This is a genomic window from Luteimonas sp. e5 (assembly GCF_054031035.1).
The window spans coordinates 459,062-472,167 of the sequence record NZ_JBSTRX010000003.1; the positions used below are offsets into that span (position 1 = coordinate 459,062).

The following is a 13,106-nucleotide window of genomic DNA, read 5'->3' on the forward strand; positions in this document are numbered from 1 at the left end:
CGCCCCCACAGGAGATCCCCACATGAACTTCGCTCCCCGCATCCTTGTTTCCGCGATCGCACTCACGCTCGCCGGCCTGATCGCCGCGCCCGATGCGTCGGCGCAGTTGGCGGGCAAGCGCGAGCGCCGCAGCAGCAGTGCCAAGGCGCAAGCCAACAAGCCGGCACCCGAGTTCCCCAACGCCACGCGTGAGGAACCCAAGGCACAGACCACCGAGAAGGGCGCCAAGCAGCTGCAGGCGCTCGGCAAGCTGTACGACGAAGACAAGTTCGCCGAGCTGCTGGAGAAGGCCGAAGCGTTCTCCGGCAATGCCGGCAATGCCTACGAAAAGGCCTTCGCCCTGCAATTGGCTGCCGTGGCCGCCACCGAGCTGGAGCAGGGCGAGAAGGCGATCGCGCTGTACCAGGCGGCGCTGGATGCCGATGGCCTGGACAACAACAGCCACTACCGCATGATGAGCAACCTCGCGGTGCTGCAGTCGCAGCAGGAGCAGTGGGATGCGGCGATCGCCACCATCGACCGCTTCCTGTCCGAAACCCGCAGCGAGGATCCCAAGTACCTGACCATGAAGGGCAGCCTGCTGGCCGCCGCCAACCGCCATGCCGAAGCGGCGGCCCTGTTCCAGCAACTGCTGGCCAAGAGCCCTGACGACAAGAAGCTGCTGATGAACGCGGTCGCCACGCTGCAGCAGGCGGACAAGTTCTCCGAGGCCAATGCGTTGCTGATGGACGCGCACAAGCGTGGCCTGCTGGACGAGGAGCGCGAGTACCGCGCGCTGTACTCGGGCCTGCTCAATGACGAGAAGTGGCGCGAGGCGGCACAGGTGATCGAGGACGGCGTGGCCAAGGGCGTGCTGCCGAAGAACGAGGACCTCGGCAAGGCGTGGTCGGTGACCGCCAATCGCGCCTATTTCGACGAGGACATGGAAGCCGCGGCCCGCTACTACGCCGAGGCCGCGCCGCTGCTGAGCGATGGCGAAGGCTGGCTCAACCTGGCCAAGATCTACAGTCAGCAGCAGGACAAGGCCAAGGCGCGTGAAGCCGCCAAGCAGGCGCTGGCGAAGGGCGTGAAAAATCGTGCCGAAGCCGAGCGGCTGTCGAATCTGAAATAATTCCGACCCACAATGCATGCCCGGTCCCTGTCACCGGGCATGCGCATGATCGGTTTCTTGGGGTAAGCTAAACGGTTCCTGCCCCTGAAATGCAGGTCGAGATTTCCCGGCGCCACGGCGTCACAAGCAATGAGCTCCGACGAATGACGGATACCACCGCCCGCTACGTGTACATCCCCGAAAAAGACGAGGACGAAGGTCTGAGTTGGGCCCGCATTGCGGGCATCACCGTCGCCATTGCGGTCCATGTCGGTGCGCTGCTGCTGATGTTGGCCCCGGTCACCCCGCCGGCCAAGGAAGTGGTGGAGAAGGACCGCGTCGCGGTCAACTTCATCGATCCGCCGCCACCGCCGCCGCCGCCGCCGCCGCCGCCGAAGGAGCCGCCGAAGGAGATCAAGCTGACGCCGCAGCCGCAGCCGCCGCAGCCGCGTCCGCAGATCCAGCCGCCGCCGGTCGAGGCCCCGCCGATCATCACCGACACCCCGCGTGCGGTGGACGTGCAGGCACCGCCGCCGGCGCCGCCGGCGCCGCCGGCCCCGGCACCCGCGCCACCGAGCCCGCCCTCGGGCGATCTCACCGCGAGCATCTGCTCGCGCGTGGATCCGCAGTACCCGCGTGAAGCCCTGCGCGCCGGCATCACCGGCAACGTGCGGGTGAACGTCAGCTACAACAACTCAGGTGCCATCACCAACGTTTCGGTGGGCCGTGGCAGTGGCAACCGCGACCTCGACCGCGCCGCGGTCAGCGCGGTGCGCCGCTGGAAACTGTGCCCCGGCTCGGGTGATGGCAGTGGCTTCATCGACATCGCCTTCAACCTGAACTGACTTTCTTCTCCCATCCGCGTTATAAACTCGGCCTTCGGGTCCTTTCATCCACTAGAAAAGGTAAGCGTCATGCTGCAGCAAACTCCCGCGCCCACCGGCGGTTCCAATGCCGAAGCCTTCAAGTCCATGGGCTTCCAGGACCTGATCCAGCAGTTCGACTTGCTGCTTTGGGTCGTGTTCCTGAGCCTGGTCCTGCTCTCCGTCCTCTGCATCTACTACCTGGTCGTGAAGTCGGTGAAGTACGCGCAATTGCGTGGCAGCGCCGATCGCGTCGTCGGCACCTTCTGGCAGACGCCCAATGCCCAGGACGCCCTGCGTTACATGGAAGAGCAGCCGCCGGGCGAGCCGTTCTCCAAGATCGCCCTGGATGCGGCGCAGGCTGCCGCCCTGCACCAGCGTCAGGACGAAAGCCGCCTGACCGGCACCATGAGCCGTTCGGAACTGATCGACCGCGCCCTGCGCCAGGCCGTGACCCGCGAAAGCTCGCGCCTGGAAAACGGCATGACGCTGCTGGCCTCGGCCGGTGCGACCGCGCCGTTCATCGGTCTGCTGGGTACGGTGTGGGGCATCTACCACGCGCTGATCGCGATGGGCGCCAGCGGCGATGCCTCGATCTCCGCCGTCGCCGGCCCGGTGGGTGAAGCCCTGATCATGACCGCGATCGGCCTGTTCGTGGCGATTCCGGCGGTGATCATCTACAACTTCTTCAGCCGCCAGAACCGCGACATCGTGGCCAAGTTCGATGCCTTCGCGCACGACCTGCACGACTTCTTCGCCACGGGTTCGCGCAAGAGCGAGGTGGCGCGCTGATTGCGCGCCTCCCCTCAGCGGCCTGGTTCCAGCGAGGATTTGAACAATGGCAATGAGTAGTGCGGGTCCGACCAGCGGGCCGATGAACGAGATCAACGTCACGCCCCTGGTGGACGTGATGCTGGTGCTGCTGATCATCTTCATGGTGACCACGCCGCTGATGAACCACAAGACCCAGGTGGAACTGCCGCGTGCGGATCTTGCCAACAAGCCGGAAGCAGGCCCGGGCCCGAGTCCGATCACGTTGTCGGTGACCGAATCCGGTGACCTGTTCTGGAACGACGAGCCGATCACCCGCGACCTGCTGGAAAGCCGTCTTTCCAGCGCCGCGCAGCAGCAGCCGCAGCCCAAGCTGAACGTGCGCGGCGACCGCACCACCAAGCTCGGCGTGATCAACGACGTGACCCGCATCGCCCAGGCACAGGGCATGCTGGACATCGGCTACGTCGCCATCGCCGAACGACACTGACGAGGAACGCCCGATGGCATTTGCTTCGCAATCCAGCGGCCCGATGAACAACATCAACGTCACCCCCCTGGTGGACGTGATGCTGGTGCTGTTGATCATCTTCATGGTCACCATGCCGATCCAGTCGTACCCGATCCAGATCGACCTGCCGCAGAAGACCGACAACCCGCCGGAACCGCCCGCGGATCCGCCGGAACCGATCAAGCTGCGCATCGATGCCGGCGGCCAGGTGTTCTGGAACGATACCCTGACCCCGGTCAGCGCCCTGCAGAACATGATGACCACCGAGGTGCAGAAGGATCCGACCAACCAGCCGCAGCTGCAGATCCAGACCAGCGACAACGCCGAGTACGAAGTGCTTGCGCGGGTGCTGGCCGCGGCCAAGAACGCGGACATGCAGAAGATCGGCTTCATGCAGCCGACCGACTGAGCACCGATCAGGCCGAATGCCGCGGCGGCCGCATGACCCGCCCCGGCTTCGGCACATTGGATGACGCCGCCCTCAATGGGCGGCGTTTTTTATGATCTCGAGGTAGCGCCGCACGGTGGTGTCGAGCCCGGCGTACAGCGCTTCGCCGATCAAGGCGTGGCCGATCGAGACCTCGACCACTGCGGGGACGGCGCGCAGGAAATCGCCGAGGTTGTGCTGCGACAGGTCATGGCCGGCATTGACCTCGAGCCCCGCGTCTTGCGCGGCCCGCGCCGCGCGGATGCAGGCCTGCAGCGGTGCGCTGTCACCGCGCGCATGGCCTTCGGCGTACGGACCGGTGTAGAGCTCGACGCGCTGGGCGCCACATTCGCCCGCGCGCGCCAGCGCCGGATGGGTGGTGTCGGCGAACAGGCTGACGCGGCAGCCCCATTCGCGCAGGCGCTGCACCACGGGCGTCAGGCGCGGCAGGTCACGGTCGAAGTCGAAGCCGTGGTCGGAGGTCAGCTGGCCATCGGTGTCGGGCACCAGGGTGGCCTGTGCCGGGCGCACGGCTTCGCACAGGGCGAGGAAACCCGGATAGCCGGGGCGCGGCGCGGCGAAGGGGTTGCCTTCCAGATTGAACTCGACCTCGTACTCGCCGCACAGCGCGGCCAGGCGGTGCACGTCGGGTGTGCGGACATGGCGGCCATCGGGACGCGGATGCACGGTGATGCCATGCGCGCCGGCATCCAGACAGGTGCGCGCGGCGCGCACCACATCCGGATCGTCGCCGCCACGCGAATTGCGCAGCAGTGCGATCTTGTTGACGTTGACGCTGAGTCGGGTCATGCAACGCGTGCGCCGTGCGGTTCAGCGCTGCGCGCGGTCATCGGGCTCGATCACGCCCAGCGGGCGCGGAGGCTCATCGGGCAGGGTGAACACCGCGCGCCCGCGCGGCGGTTCGGCTTCGCCGGCGACGGGAAGGGCGGACGGCGCGTCCGATGGCGCCGGCGGCTGTGCGGACGCGGCAACCGGGGCGGGCGGTGCGGATGCGGCCGGCGTGGCGGCCGGGATGCCCAGCACGGTGGTGCGCGAGCGGCCCTGTTCACGCATGCGCGCCAGCTCCGCCTCATCCAGCGGGGTGATCCCCAGCACGGTGTTGCGCGGCGGGAACAGTGCGCGGTAACGCAACCACAGCCACAAGCCGATCAATGCCGCGGCCAGCAGCAACCAGGCACTCATCGCCGCCAGCGAATTGGTACGCAAGGCGGCCCACAGTGCGAAGGCGGCGACGGGCAGTGGCAGCCAGTGCATGGCAGGCTCCGGACGGGGCGTCGTTGCCAGTGTAGCCGTTCGCGGCACGCACGCGCAGCCGCTCGCGTCGCGCAAACCGCCTTCCGGCGGGTTACAGCAGTGGCGACATCAGGCGTGCCACCGCCTCGGGCAGGCGCGAGCGCAGGCTGCGCCGTTCGGTGGGCGCGTGCACCCGCGGGGCATGCGCGAACTCGCTCTGGATCTGCTGCTCGAGCAGGGTGCATATGCCGGCATCCTCGATCATGGCATGCACCTCGAAATTGAGGCGGAAGCTGCGGTGATCGAAGTTGGCACTGCCGATCAGGGCGAGGTCATCGTCGATCAGCAGCGACTTGCTGTGCAGCAGGCGCGGTCCGTATTCGTACACCTTGACCCCGGCGGCAAGCAACGCATCGTAGTAGGAGCGCGCCGCCAGCGTGACCAGGCGGCTGTCGCTCATGCGCGGCACCAGCAAGCGCACATCGAGCCCGCCCAGCGCGGCCGAGGTCAGCGCCATCATCGCCGCTTCGCCGGGCACGAAGTAGGGCGTGGTCATCCACACCCGGCGCTGCGCGGCATGGATCGCGCTGACGTGGGTGCGATGGATCGCTTCCCAGCGCGAATCCGGCCCCGAGGACACGATCTGCACCGCGATCGCGCCTTCCTCGCGTGGCGGCAGGTTGGCGACCACCTCGCCGATCACCTCGCGTCCGGCACCGGCATAGATCCAGTCTTCGACGAATACCTGCTGCAGTTCGCGTACCACGTCGCCTTCGATGCGCAGATGCAGATCGCGGTAGGCATCCTCGCGCAGGCGCTCGTCCTGCTCGTCGGTGATGTTGATGCCGCCGGTGTAGCCGATGCGGCTGTCGATCACCACGATCTTGCGGTGCGTGCGCAGGTTGAGCCACGGCCGCTGCCAGAAGCGCAGCATGCGGCCGAAGCGCAACGGATGGAACCACTGCACTTCGCCGCCGGCATCGAGCAGCGGCTGGAAGAAACGGCGGCTGGATTTCTTCGCGCCGACGGCGTCCAGCAGCAGGCGCACGCGCACCCCGCGCGTGGCGGCCGCAACCAGCGCATCGCGCAACTCGGTGCCGGTGCGGTCCGGGTTGTAGATGTAGTACTCCAGATGCACCGCGTGGCGGGCCGCGGCGATGTCGGCGAGCAGGCGCGGATACTTGCCGCCGCCGTCGACCAGCAGCTCCAGCCGCGTGGCGGAGGAGGGCGGGAAGCCGGCGCAGGCGGCGACCATGCGCTGCAGCTCGGCGTATTCGGGCCGTTCGCTGTGCGCATCGAGCGCATCCAGCGCGACCCGGCGACGGGCCCGGCGCAGGCGATGGCGTTCGATCTTCTGCGGGCCGAACAGGTAGTAGATGAGGAAGCCGAGATAGGGCAGCAGGGCCAGCGACAGCAGCCAACTCAGCGTGGCCGCCGGCTCGCGCTTCTGCAGCACGATCCACATGCCCAGCCCGATGAGGTAGGCCACCCAGCCCACGGTCAGCCAGGTCGTGATGTAGGGGATGTTCCACAATGCCTGCCACCCCTCGCTGACCGCGTTCAGGATTCCAGCCTCCATCATCGTCTCCGGTCGCAGCCTGCGCGACCCCCGGAGGCTAGGCTAACCGCATGGCTGCACACGACAAAATCCGCCTGCCGGCGAGCGCGCCGATCAAGGGGCGGGGTGCCGCGTCGCGCACCGTCGGACGTTTCGAGAAAAGCGTGGACATCGCGGTGGACGATGGCTGGGGCTCGTTGCATGCGCATGACGATACCGATCCGCAGGCGGCGCCGCGCACCGAGGTGCGCATCGAGCGTGCGCGTCGCATCATCAGCCGCAACCAGTCGCCGGACGTGGGCTTCTCGCAGTCGGTCAACCCGTATCGCGGTTGCGAGCATGGCTGCGTGTACTGCTTCGCGCGGCCCTCCCATGCCTATCTGGATCTCTCGCCGGGGCTGGATTTCGAAACCCGGCTGAGCGCCAAGACCAATGCCGCCGAGCGCCTGCGGGCGGAACTGGCCAGGCCCGGCTACGTGCCGCGGCCGATCGCGCTGGGCATCAATACCGATGGCTGGCAGCCGATCGAGCGCGAATACCGCATCAGCCGCGAGTGTCTCCAGGTGTTGCTGGAGGCACGGCATCCGCTGTCGATCGTGACCAAGTCGGCCTCGATCCTGCGCGACCTTGACCTGTTGTCGGAACTGGCACGGCGGCGTCTGGTGCAGGTGATGATCTCGGTGACCACGCTGGACAACCGGCTTTCGGCGCGGCTCGAGCCACGTGCGGCCGCGCCGCACACGCGCCTGGCCAACATCCGCGCGTTGCGCGCCGCCGGGGTACCGGTGGGGGCGATGCTGGCGCCGGTGATCCCGCTGATCACCGACCACGAACTGGAGGCCATCCTGCAAGCGGTGCACGAGGCCGGTGCGCAAAGCGCGGGCTACGTGCTGCTGCGCCTGCCGCACGAGCTCAAGGAAATCTGGCGCGAATGGCTTGAGTTGCATTACCCCGAACGTGCCGCACACGTGATGAGCGTGATGCGGCAGATGCGTGGCGGCAAGGACTATGACAGCGCGTTCGGCAGCCGCATGCGCGGCCAGGGCCCGTTCGCCGAGCTCATCGCGCAGCGCTTTGCCAAGGCGCGACGCAAGCTCGGTTTTCCCGGCATCCCGGAACTGGATGCTTCCGCCTTCGTCGCACCGCGTCCGGATTCAGCGCAGGGCGAGTTGTTCTGAGCATCACGTGGCCGGGCGCGGCGTCGCTCAACCGAACCAGTCCGGCCACAGCGGCCCACCCATCCACAGCCACCGCGCCATCCATGCGCTGACCAACGCGATCAGCACAGTCAGAGGCAGGCCGATCTTGAGGAAATCACCGAAGGTATAACGCCCGGGGCCGAGGATCAGCAGGTTGCCGTGGTGGCCGATGGGGGTGAGGAAGGCGACCACCGCGCCGAGCGCGGTGCACACCACGAACGGCGTGATCGGCTGGCCCAGTGCCTGTGCCAGCGAAATCGCGATCGGCGCCAGCAGCGCGGTGGTGGCGGCATCGGACATCACCTGGGTCAGGAACGCGGCCACGGTGAACATCACCAGCAGGATCGCCAGCGCCGGCCAGTCCTCGATCACGTGCAGCAGGCCGCCGGCAAGCAGATCCGCGGTGCCGGTCTTTTCCATCGCGATGCCGAGCGGGATCACCCCGGCGATCATCACGAAGATGCGCACGTCGATGCCGCGGTAGGCGCGCTCGATGTCCACGCAACGGGTGACCACCATCGCCACCGCGCCCATCAGGAACGCCAGCGGCGGCGACAGCCATTCGGTGGCGGCGGCGAGCACGGTGGCGACCAGGATCGCCAGTGCCAGCGGCGCGCGCACCCGGCGCCGGGTCTCGCCGGAGAACGGCACCAGCATCAGGAAGCCGTGGTGCTGCGCCAGTTCGGCGAAGCGCGCCGGTTTGCTCCACAGCACCAGGAGGTCGCCCTCGCGCAGGCGCGCGTCCGACAGCCGCGGCGCGATCGAGCCTTCACGCCGCCACAGGCCGGCGATGATCGCGTTGAACTGTTTGGAGAAGTCCAGCTCCTGGATTGAACGACCGATGAACTCCGAGCCCGGCGCGACCACTGCCTGCACGAATTCGGAGTCGCCCTCGCCGGTCACCGTGTCGGCATGCCGGTTGAGGGCGTACAGATCCAGCCCGCCGTCATCGTGCATCGACTTCAACTCGTCGGCGGGGGCTTCCACCAGCAGGATGTCGCCCGACAGCAGCGGACTGTCGGCGTTGAGGTCGTCGCGCCGCTGGCGGTCGCGGATCCAGCCCAGCACGCGCACGTTGAACGCCTTCTGCAGTTCGGACAGTGGGCGCGTGGCCCAGCGCGAGTCCTTCAGCACCAGCAGTTCGGTGCGATAGCGCTCCATGCGCAGGTAGTCGTCGGCCTGCTCGCCGCTGCGCTTGGGGATCAGCCAGCGCGCCAGCAGCATGTAGACCACCCCGACCAGCACCAGCGCGATGCCGATCGGGGTGATCGAGAAGATGCCGAGCCCCTTGCTGCCGTCGGCGCGCGAAATCATGTTGTCGGCCAGCAGGAACGCCGGTGCGCTGACCAGGGTCAGGGTGGTGCCGAGCGAGGCCGCGAGCGACATCGGCATCAGCAGGCGCGAGGCCGACAGGCGGTTTTCCCGCGCATGCCGCAGCAGGATCGGCAGCATCATCGCGGTGACCATCACGTGGTGGGTGAAGGCCGAGAGCGCGGCCACCGCCGGCATGGTCACGGCGATGGTGCGTGCCTCGCTGCGACCGGCGGCACGGCCGATCCACTGGCCGAGTTTCTCGGTGATGCCGGTGGCGGCCAGCCCGCCGGAGATCACGAATACCGCGGCGACGATGATCGCCGGCTCGCTGGCGAAGCCCGACAATGCTTCCCGCGGGTCCAGCACCCGCGTCAGCACCAGCGCCAGCAGGATCAGCATCGCGGTCACGTCCACGCGCAGCCGTTCGCTGACGAACAGGTACAGCCCGCCGGCGAGGATGACCAGGAACAGGATCTGCTGGAGCGCCATGGCGGCAATTCTGCCAGCGATGCCGTTCACGCGGTCTAGACGCCGCCCCCGCCGTTTCTGGCTAGTCTGGGTACTCGTTCCCGCAAACCCTTGCACATGAGCCAAGCCGTGCCTGCCGAGCCGGAGGATCCCCGTCGCGATGCCACGCCGACAGCGGCGGATGGGCTTGAACGGCGGCTGGAAATCCTGCAGCGGCGCCAGGCCACGCTGTTGCAGGGCATCTCGCATGACTTGCGCGGCCCGTTGCGCACCATCGATGCCATGGCCTGGCGTCTGCAGCAGGCCGAACCCGACGCCGAGGCTTCGCCGCTGGCAACGCGCATCCGCGACAGTGCGGCGCGCATGGGGGGACTGATCGATGCGCTGCTCGAATATGCGCGCATCGATCCGCTCGGCACGCGCGGGGACGATGTGGATATCGGTTTCGTCGCCGACTGGGCCTGGATGGATGCACAGGTGTTGCGGCCGGCGGAGGGCGCGCAGCTGGAGGTGCAGCCGGGGCTTCAGGCGCGCGGCGACGAGAGTCGCCTGAAACAGATGCTGGACAAGGTGTTCGACAACAGCCTGAAGTTCGCCGATCCGCAGCGGCCGTTACGCGTGCGCATCGAGGGCGAGCGCGACGGGGCGATGCTGGCATTGCGCATCAGCGACAACGGCGTGGGCATGGAATTGCGCGATGGCCAGCAGCCGTTCGCCCCGTTCCTGCGCCTGCATCCGGAAAGCCGCGGCGGTGGCGTCGGCCTCGGCCTGGCCATTGCCGAGGCGATCGTCGAGCAGCAGGGCGGCTCGATTCATGCCGAATCCGCTCCCGGGCAGGGCACCACCTTGCACCTGCGTCTGCCGGCAGGCACGCACGAGGACTGAGGCTCACGCCGCACTGTGGCGGCGGGGTTCACTTCGGCAGCTGGTCGTGCTCGTGGTGATAGCGGACCGCGGCTTCGACCTCGTTCTTCGAGCCGAGGAACACCGGGACGCGCTGGTGCAGGGCGGTGGGTTGCACTTCGAGCATGCGTTGGCGGCCGGTGCTGGCGGCGCCACCGGCCTGCTCGACCAGCAGGGCCATCGGGTTGGCCTCGTACATCAGCCGCAGCTTGCCGCCCTTGGCCGCGCACTTGGCATCCAGCGGATAGGTGAAGATGCCGCCGCGGGTCATGATGCGGTGCACGTCGGCGACCATGCTGGCGACCCAGCGCATGTTGAAATCCTTGCCGCGCGGGCCTTCCTTGCCGGCCAGCAGGTCGGCGACGTAGCGCTGCACCGGGGCCTCCCAGTGGCGCTGGTTGCTGGCATTGATCGCGTATTCGCGGGTGTCCTCGGGGATGCGCATGTCGCGGCTGGTCAGCATGAAGCTGCCGATCTCGCGGTCCAGGGTGAAGGCGTGGGTGCCATGACCGACGGTCAGAACCAGCAGGGTGCTCGGCCCGTACACGGTATAGCCGGCGGCGACCTGTGCGGTGCCCGGCTGCAGGAAGTGCTCGTCATCCGGCTCGGTGACGCCTTCCGGGCAGCGCAGCACCGAGAAGATGGTGCCGACCGAGACGTTGACATCGATGTTGGAGGAGCCGTCCAGCGGATCGAACAGCAGCAGGTAATTGCCGCGCGGGTAGGCATCGGGGATGCGCTGGCTGTGGTCCATTTCCTCCGAGGCCAGCCCGGCCAGATGCCCGCCCCAGGCATTGGCATCGAGCAGCACGTCGTTGGCGATCACGTCGAGTTTCTTCTGTGCCTCGCCCTGGATGTTGCCGGTGCCGGCATCGCCCAGCACCCCGCCCAGCGCACCCTTGGCCACTTCCACCGAAATCCGCTTGCAGGCGCGGGCGACGACTTCGATCAGCAGGCGCAATTCGGCGTTGACGTGGCCGGCGCGCTCCTCCTCGATCAGGAAACGGGTGAGGGATACCGGGCTGTCGGCATGCGGCATGGCGGAACTCCATCGAACGGGTGCGATATTGTCGCCCACTCGCGCGCCGATTGCCTTTCGGGCTCACTCGCCTCCGGGCAGGCGCAGCCACACCGCATTGTCCGCCGCCGGTCCTGCCAGGCGGCGGTCTTCGGCATCCGCCTCCTCGCTGCGCAGCACCGTGATGCCCTGGTTGCGCGCCAATTCGGCCACGTCGGCGGCTCGCTGCCGCGCGGTGTCCGCCTCGCGGGCGAAGCCGATCACTTCGATCCCGGCCACCTGCCAGCGGCGCAGCGCCCACAACTGGGTATCCAGCGCCTGCGCGCTGGCCTGCTCCAGGCGGCCGCGCGGATCCAGGTTCCAGGCCAGCGGCGGCAGGCTTTGCAATGGTGGCACCACGCGGATCGCGGCCTCGCGCTCGCTCAGTGCCATTGCCAGTTGCCGTTCCAGTGCCTGCGCGGTGGTCAGGGAGAAGCCGCTGCCCGCATTCAGTCGCAGGGTCATGCTCATTTCGCCCGGCACCTGTTCCACCGTGCCGATGCGTGCCGCCAGCGCGCGCACCACGATGTCCTGTGCTTCCTGCGCCGCCTGCCGCGCCTGGCTGCGACTGCTTTCGGCCTGCTGCAGCTTGGCGATGGACTGACTCAGTTCCGACAGCGTGGCCTGCTGGCGGGCGATGTCGGCATCGTCGGCGGTCAGTACTTCACGCAACTGCAGGTCGATCGGCCGGCCCAGCTGCTCGCCGATGCGCGCGGCCAGCGCGTCTTCCATGCCCTCGACATGGCGCGGGGTCATCAACACCGCGTCCACGCGCAGTGCCTCGCCACTGGTTTCCACGCGCAGCGCCGAGATGCGGCCGTTGATCGCCGCCGCCTCCGCATCCAGCAGGCTGCGGATGCTGATCTCGGCCTGGGTGCGCTCGGCGATGCGATGCAGGGACAGTCCCAGCGGGATCGACAGCAGCACGAAGGTGCCGACGATCAGCGCCGCCTGCCACGCGGTCTGCTTGGGCGTGTCCGAGCCGCCGAAGCCGTACAGCCGCGCCACCACTGTCACCGACAGCGCGATCGCCAGCAGGTTGGTCATCAGCAACAACGCCGCGCCGCCGGCGATGCTCCAGTTCATCAGCACCAGCCCGTAGGCGACCACTGCCAGCGGCGGCATCAGCGCAGTGGCGATGGCCACCCCGACGATCGCCTCGCCGCGGCGGGTGATGGTGGCGTAGGCACCGGCCAAGCCCGAGAAGATCGCCACCAAGAGGTCGAAGAAGGTCGGCTCGGTGCGGCTGAGGATTTCCTGGGTGGCTTGCTTCAAGGGCGAGAGCCACACGATCAGCATCGCCATCGCCAGCGCGAACGCGACCCCGACCGCCAACGTCTTCAGCGCCGAGCGGATCGAACGGAAATCGAAGGTCGCAAGCCCCATGCCCAGCTCGATGATCGGCCCCATCAACGGCGCGATCAGCATCGCGCCGATGATCACCGCCGCCGAGTTCTGCAACAGCCCGAGCATGGCGATGCCGACCGACATCAGCGTCATGAACACATAGCGCGGTCCCAGCGCCCCGGCCTCGTCCACGTGCGAAAGCACCGCCACCCGGTCGGTCGGATCGACCAGGTTGAGCTTGCGCCACTGACGCAACCACCGCCACAGCACGCGCGGCGTCGGAATGTCCTGCAGGATGCTGCTGTTCATGCGGCGATTCTGGCGTGAAAGCGGGGAGCGAGAAG

13 protein-coding genes are annotated in these 13,106 nt (G+C 67.8%); 7 read left to right on the plus strand and 6 right to left on the minus strand.

Translation table 11 applies throughout. The features are described from left to right. Positions 1-22 precede the first annotated feature (22 nt). The 5 genes from ACW11F_RS11250 to ACW11F_RS11270 all read left to right on the plus strand — a co-directional run bounded on the left by ACW11F_RS11250 (position 23) and on the right by ACW11F_RS11270 (position 3,644). Complete coding sequence (locus tag ACW11F_RS11250) at positions 23-1,111, plus strand: tetratricopeptide repeat protein (RefSeq protein WP_456997006.1); 1,089 nt, start codon at positions 23-25, stop codon at positions 1,109-1,111. Positions 1,112-1,254: 143 nt separating this feature from the next. Beyond that, positions 1,255-1,935: an energy transducer TonB gene (locus ACW11F_RS11255; protein ID WP_456997007.1), complete on the plus strand. Its 681-nt coding sequence runs from the start codon at positions 1,255-1,257 to the stop codon at positions 1,933-1,935. Positions 1,936-2,004: 69 nt separating this feature from the next. After that, a complete protein-coding gene (locus tag ACW11F_RS11260) occupies positions 2,005-2,745 on the plus strand; it encodes a MotA/TolQ/ExbB proton channel family protein (protein WP_456997008.1) in 741 nt (246 codons plus the stop codon). A 46-nt stretch (positions 2,746-2,791) separates the two neighbouring features. Next, positions 2,792-3,214: an ExbD/TolR family protein gene (locus tag ACW11F_RS11265; RefSeq protein ID WP_456997010.1), complete on the plus strand. Its 423-nt coding sequence runs from the start codon at positions 2,792-2,794 to the stop codon at positions 3,212-3,214. 13 nt (positions 3,215-3,227) lie between these two features. Continuing rightward, entirely contained in the window at positions 3,228-3,644 is a 417-nt protein-coding gene (locus tag ACW11F_RS11270; RefSeq protein WP_456997011.1) for an ExbD/TolR family protein, read from the plus strand. Between the two features lie 72 nt (positions 3,645-3,716). Here ACW11F_RS11270 and ACW11F_RS11275 read toward each other — a convergent pair whose 3' ends face one another. From ACW11F_RS11275 to cls, 3 genes are all read right to left on the minus strand, one after another. Continuing rightward, the gene (locus tag ACW11F_RS11275) at positions 3,717-4,472 is read right to left on the minus strand and encodes a pyridoxine 5'-phosphate synthase (protein ID WP_456997012.1); all 756 of its coding nucleotides are present in this window, start codon (positions 4,470-4,472) and stop codon (positions 3,717-3,719) included. 21 nt (positions 4,473-4,493) lie between these two features. After that, positions 4,494-4,937 carry a hypothetical protein gene (locus tag ACW11F_RS11280; RefSeq protein ID WP_456997013.1) on the minus strand — a complete coding sequence of 148 codons (444 nt, stop codon included), beginning with the start codon at positions 4,935-4,937 and terminating at the stop codon, positions 4,494-4,496. Positions 4,938-5,028: 91 nt separating this feature from the next. Beyond that, positions 5,029-6,495, minus strand: coding sequence for a cardiolipin synthase (gene cls, locus ACW11F_RS11285; protein ID WP_456997014.1), 1,467 nt, complete (start codon positions 6,493-6,495; stop codon positions 5,029-5,031). 50 nt (positions 6,496-6,545) lie between these two features. On the opposite strand from cls, the gene ACW11F_RS11290 reads away from it, so the two are divergent. After that, positions 6,546-7,652 carry a PA0069 family radical SAM protein gene (locus ACW11F_RS11290; RefSeq protein WP_456997015.1) on the plus strand — a complete coding sequence of 369 codons (1,107 nt, stop codon included), beginning with the start codon at positions 6,546-6,548 and terminating at the stop codon, positions 7,650-7,652. A gap of 27 nt (positions 7,653-7,679) precedes the next feature. Here the strand turns inward: ACW11F_RS11290 and ACW11F_RS11295 are convergent, their stop codons facing one another. Beyond that, positions 7,680-9,476, minus strand: coding sequence for an SLC13 family permease (locus ACW11F_RS11295; protein ID WP_456997016.1), 1,797 nt, complete (start codon positions 9,474-9,476; stop codon positions 7,680-7,682). A gap of 96 nt (positions 9,477-9,572) precedes the next feature. Here ACW11F_RS11295 and ACW11F_RS11300 point away from each other — a divergent pair, with 96 nt between their 5' ends. Then, the gene (locus ACW11F_RS11300; RefSeq protein ID WP_456997017.1) at positions 9,573-10,340 is read left to right on the plus strand and encodes a sensor histidine kinase; all 768 of its coding nucleotides are present in this window, start codon (positions 9,573-9,575) and stop codon (positions 10,338-10,340) included. 28 nt (positions 10,341-10,368) lie between these two features. Here ACW11F_RS11300 and ACW11F_RS11305 read toward each other — a convergent pair whose 3' ends face one another. Together ACW11F_RS11305 and ACW11F_RS11310 are read right to left on the minus strand one after the other, a co-directional pair. Further along, complete coding sequence (locus ACW11F_RS11305; RefSeq protein WP_456997018.1) at positions 10,369-11,397, minus strand: class 1 fructose-bisphosphatase; 1,029 nt, start codon at positions 11,395-11,397, stop codon at positions 10,369-10,371. Positions 11,398-11,460: 63 nt separating this feature from the next. Then, positions 11,461-13,071 (minus strand): DUF389 domain-containing protein, encoded by a 1,611-nt coding sequence (locus ACW11F_RS11310; RefSeq protein ID WP_456997019.1) that lies wholly within the window; start codon positions 13,069-13,071, stop codon positions 11,461-11,463. Positions 13,072-13,106: the final 35 nt, after the last annotated feature.

Bases quoted from the DNA above. Each gene is read 5' to 3' on its own strand.
- ACW11F_RS11305 (WP_456997018.1), bottom strand. From the start codon at position 11,397: ATGCCGCATGCCGACAGCCCGGTATCCCTCACCCGTTTCCTGATCGAG.
- ACW11F_RS11255 (WP_456997007.1), top strand. From the start codon at position 1,255: ATGACGGATACCACCGCCCGCTACGTGTACATCCCCGAAAAAGACGAG.
- ACW11F_RS11290 (WP_456997015.1), top strand. From the start codon at position 6,546: ATGGCTGCACACGACAAAATCCGCCTGCCGGCGAGCGCGCCGATCAAG.
- ACW11F_RS11265 (WP_456997010.1), top strand. From the start codon at position 2,792: ATGGCAATGAGTAGTGCGGGTCCGACCAGCGGGCCGATGAACGAGATC.
- ACW11F_RS11280 (WP_456997013.1), bottom strand. From the start codon at position 4,937: ATGCACTGGCTGCCACTGCCCGTCGCCGCCTTCGCACTGTGGGCCGCC.
- ACW11F_RS11310 (WP_456997019.1), bottom strand. From the start codon at position 13,071: ATGAACAGCAGCATCCTGCAGGACATTCCGACGCCGCGCGTGCTGTGG.
- ACW11F_RS11270 (WP_456997011.1), top strand. From the start codon at position 3,228: ATGGCATTTGCTTCGCAATCCAGCGGCCCGATGAACAACATCAACGTC.
- cls (WP_456997014.1), bottom strand. From the start codon at position 6,495: ATGGAGGCTGGAATCCTGAACGCGGTCAGCGAGGGGTGGCAGGCATTG.
- ACW11F_RS11275 (WP_456997012.1), bottom strand. From the start codon at position 4,472: ATGACCCGACTCAGCGTCAACGTCAACAAGATCGCACTGCTGCGCAAT.
- ACW11F_RS11260 (WP_456997008.1), top strand. From the start codon at position 2,005: ATGCTGCAGCAAACTCCCGCGCCCACCGGCGGTTCCAATGCCGAAGCC.
- ACW11F_RS11250 (WP_456997006.1), top strand. From the start codon at position 23: ATGAACTTCGCTCCCCGCATCCTTGTTTCCGCGATCGCACTCACGCTC.
- ACW11F_RS11300 (WP_456997017.1), top strand. From the start codon at position 9,573: ATGAGCCAAGCCGTGCCTGCCGAGCCGGAGGATCCCCGTCGCGATGCC.
- ACW11F_RS11295 (WP_456997016.1), bottom strand. From the start codon at position 9,476: ATGGCGCTCCAGCAGATCCTGTTCCTGGTCATCCTCGCCGGCGGGCTG.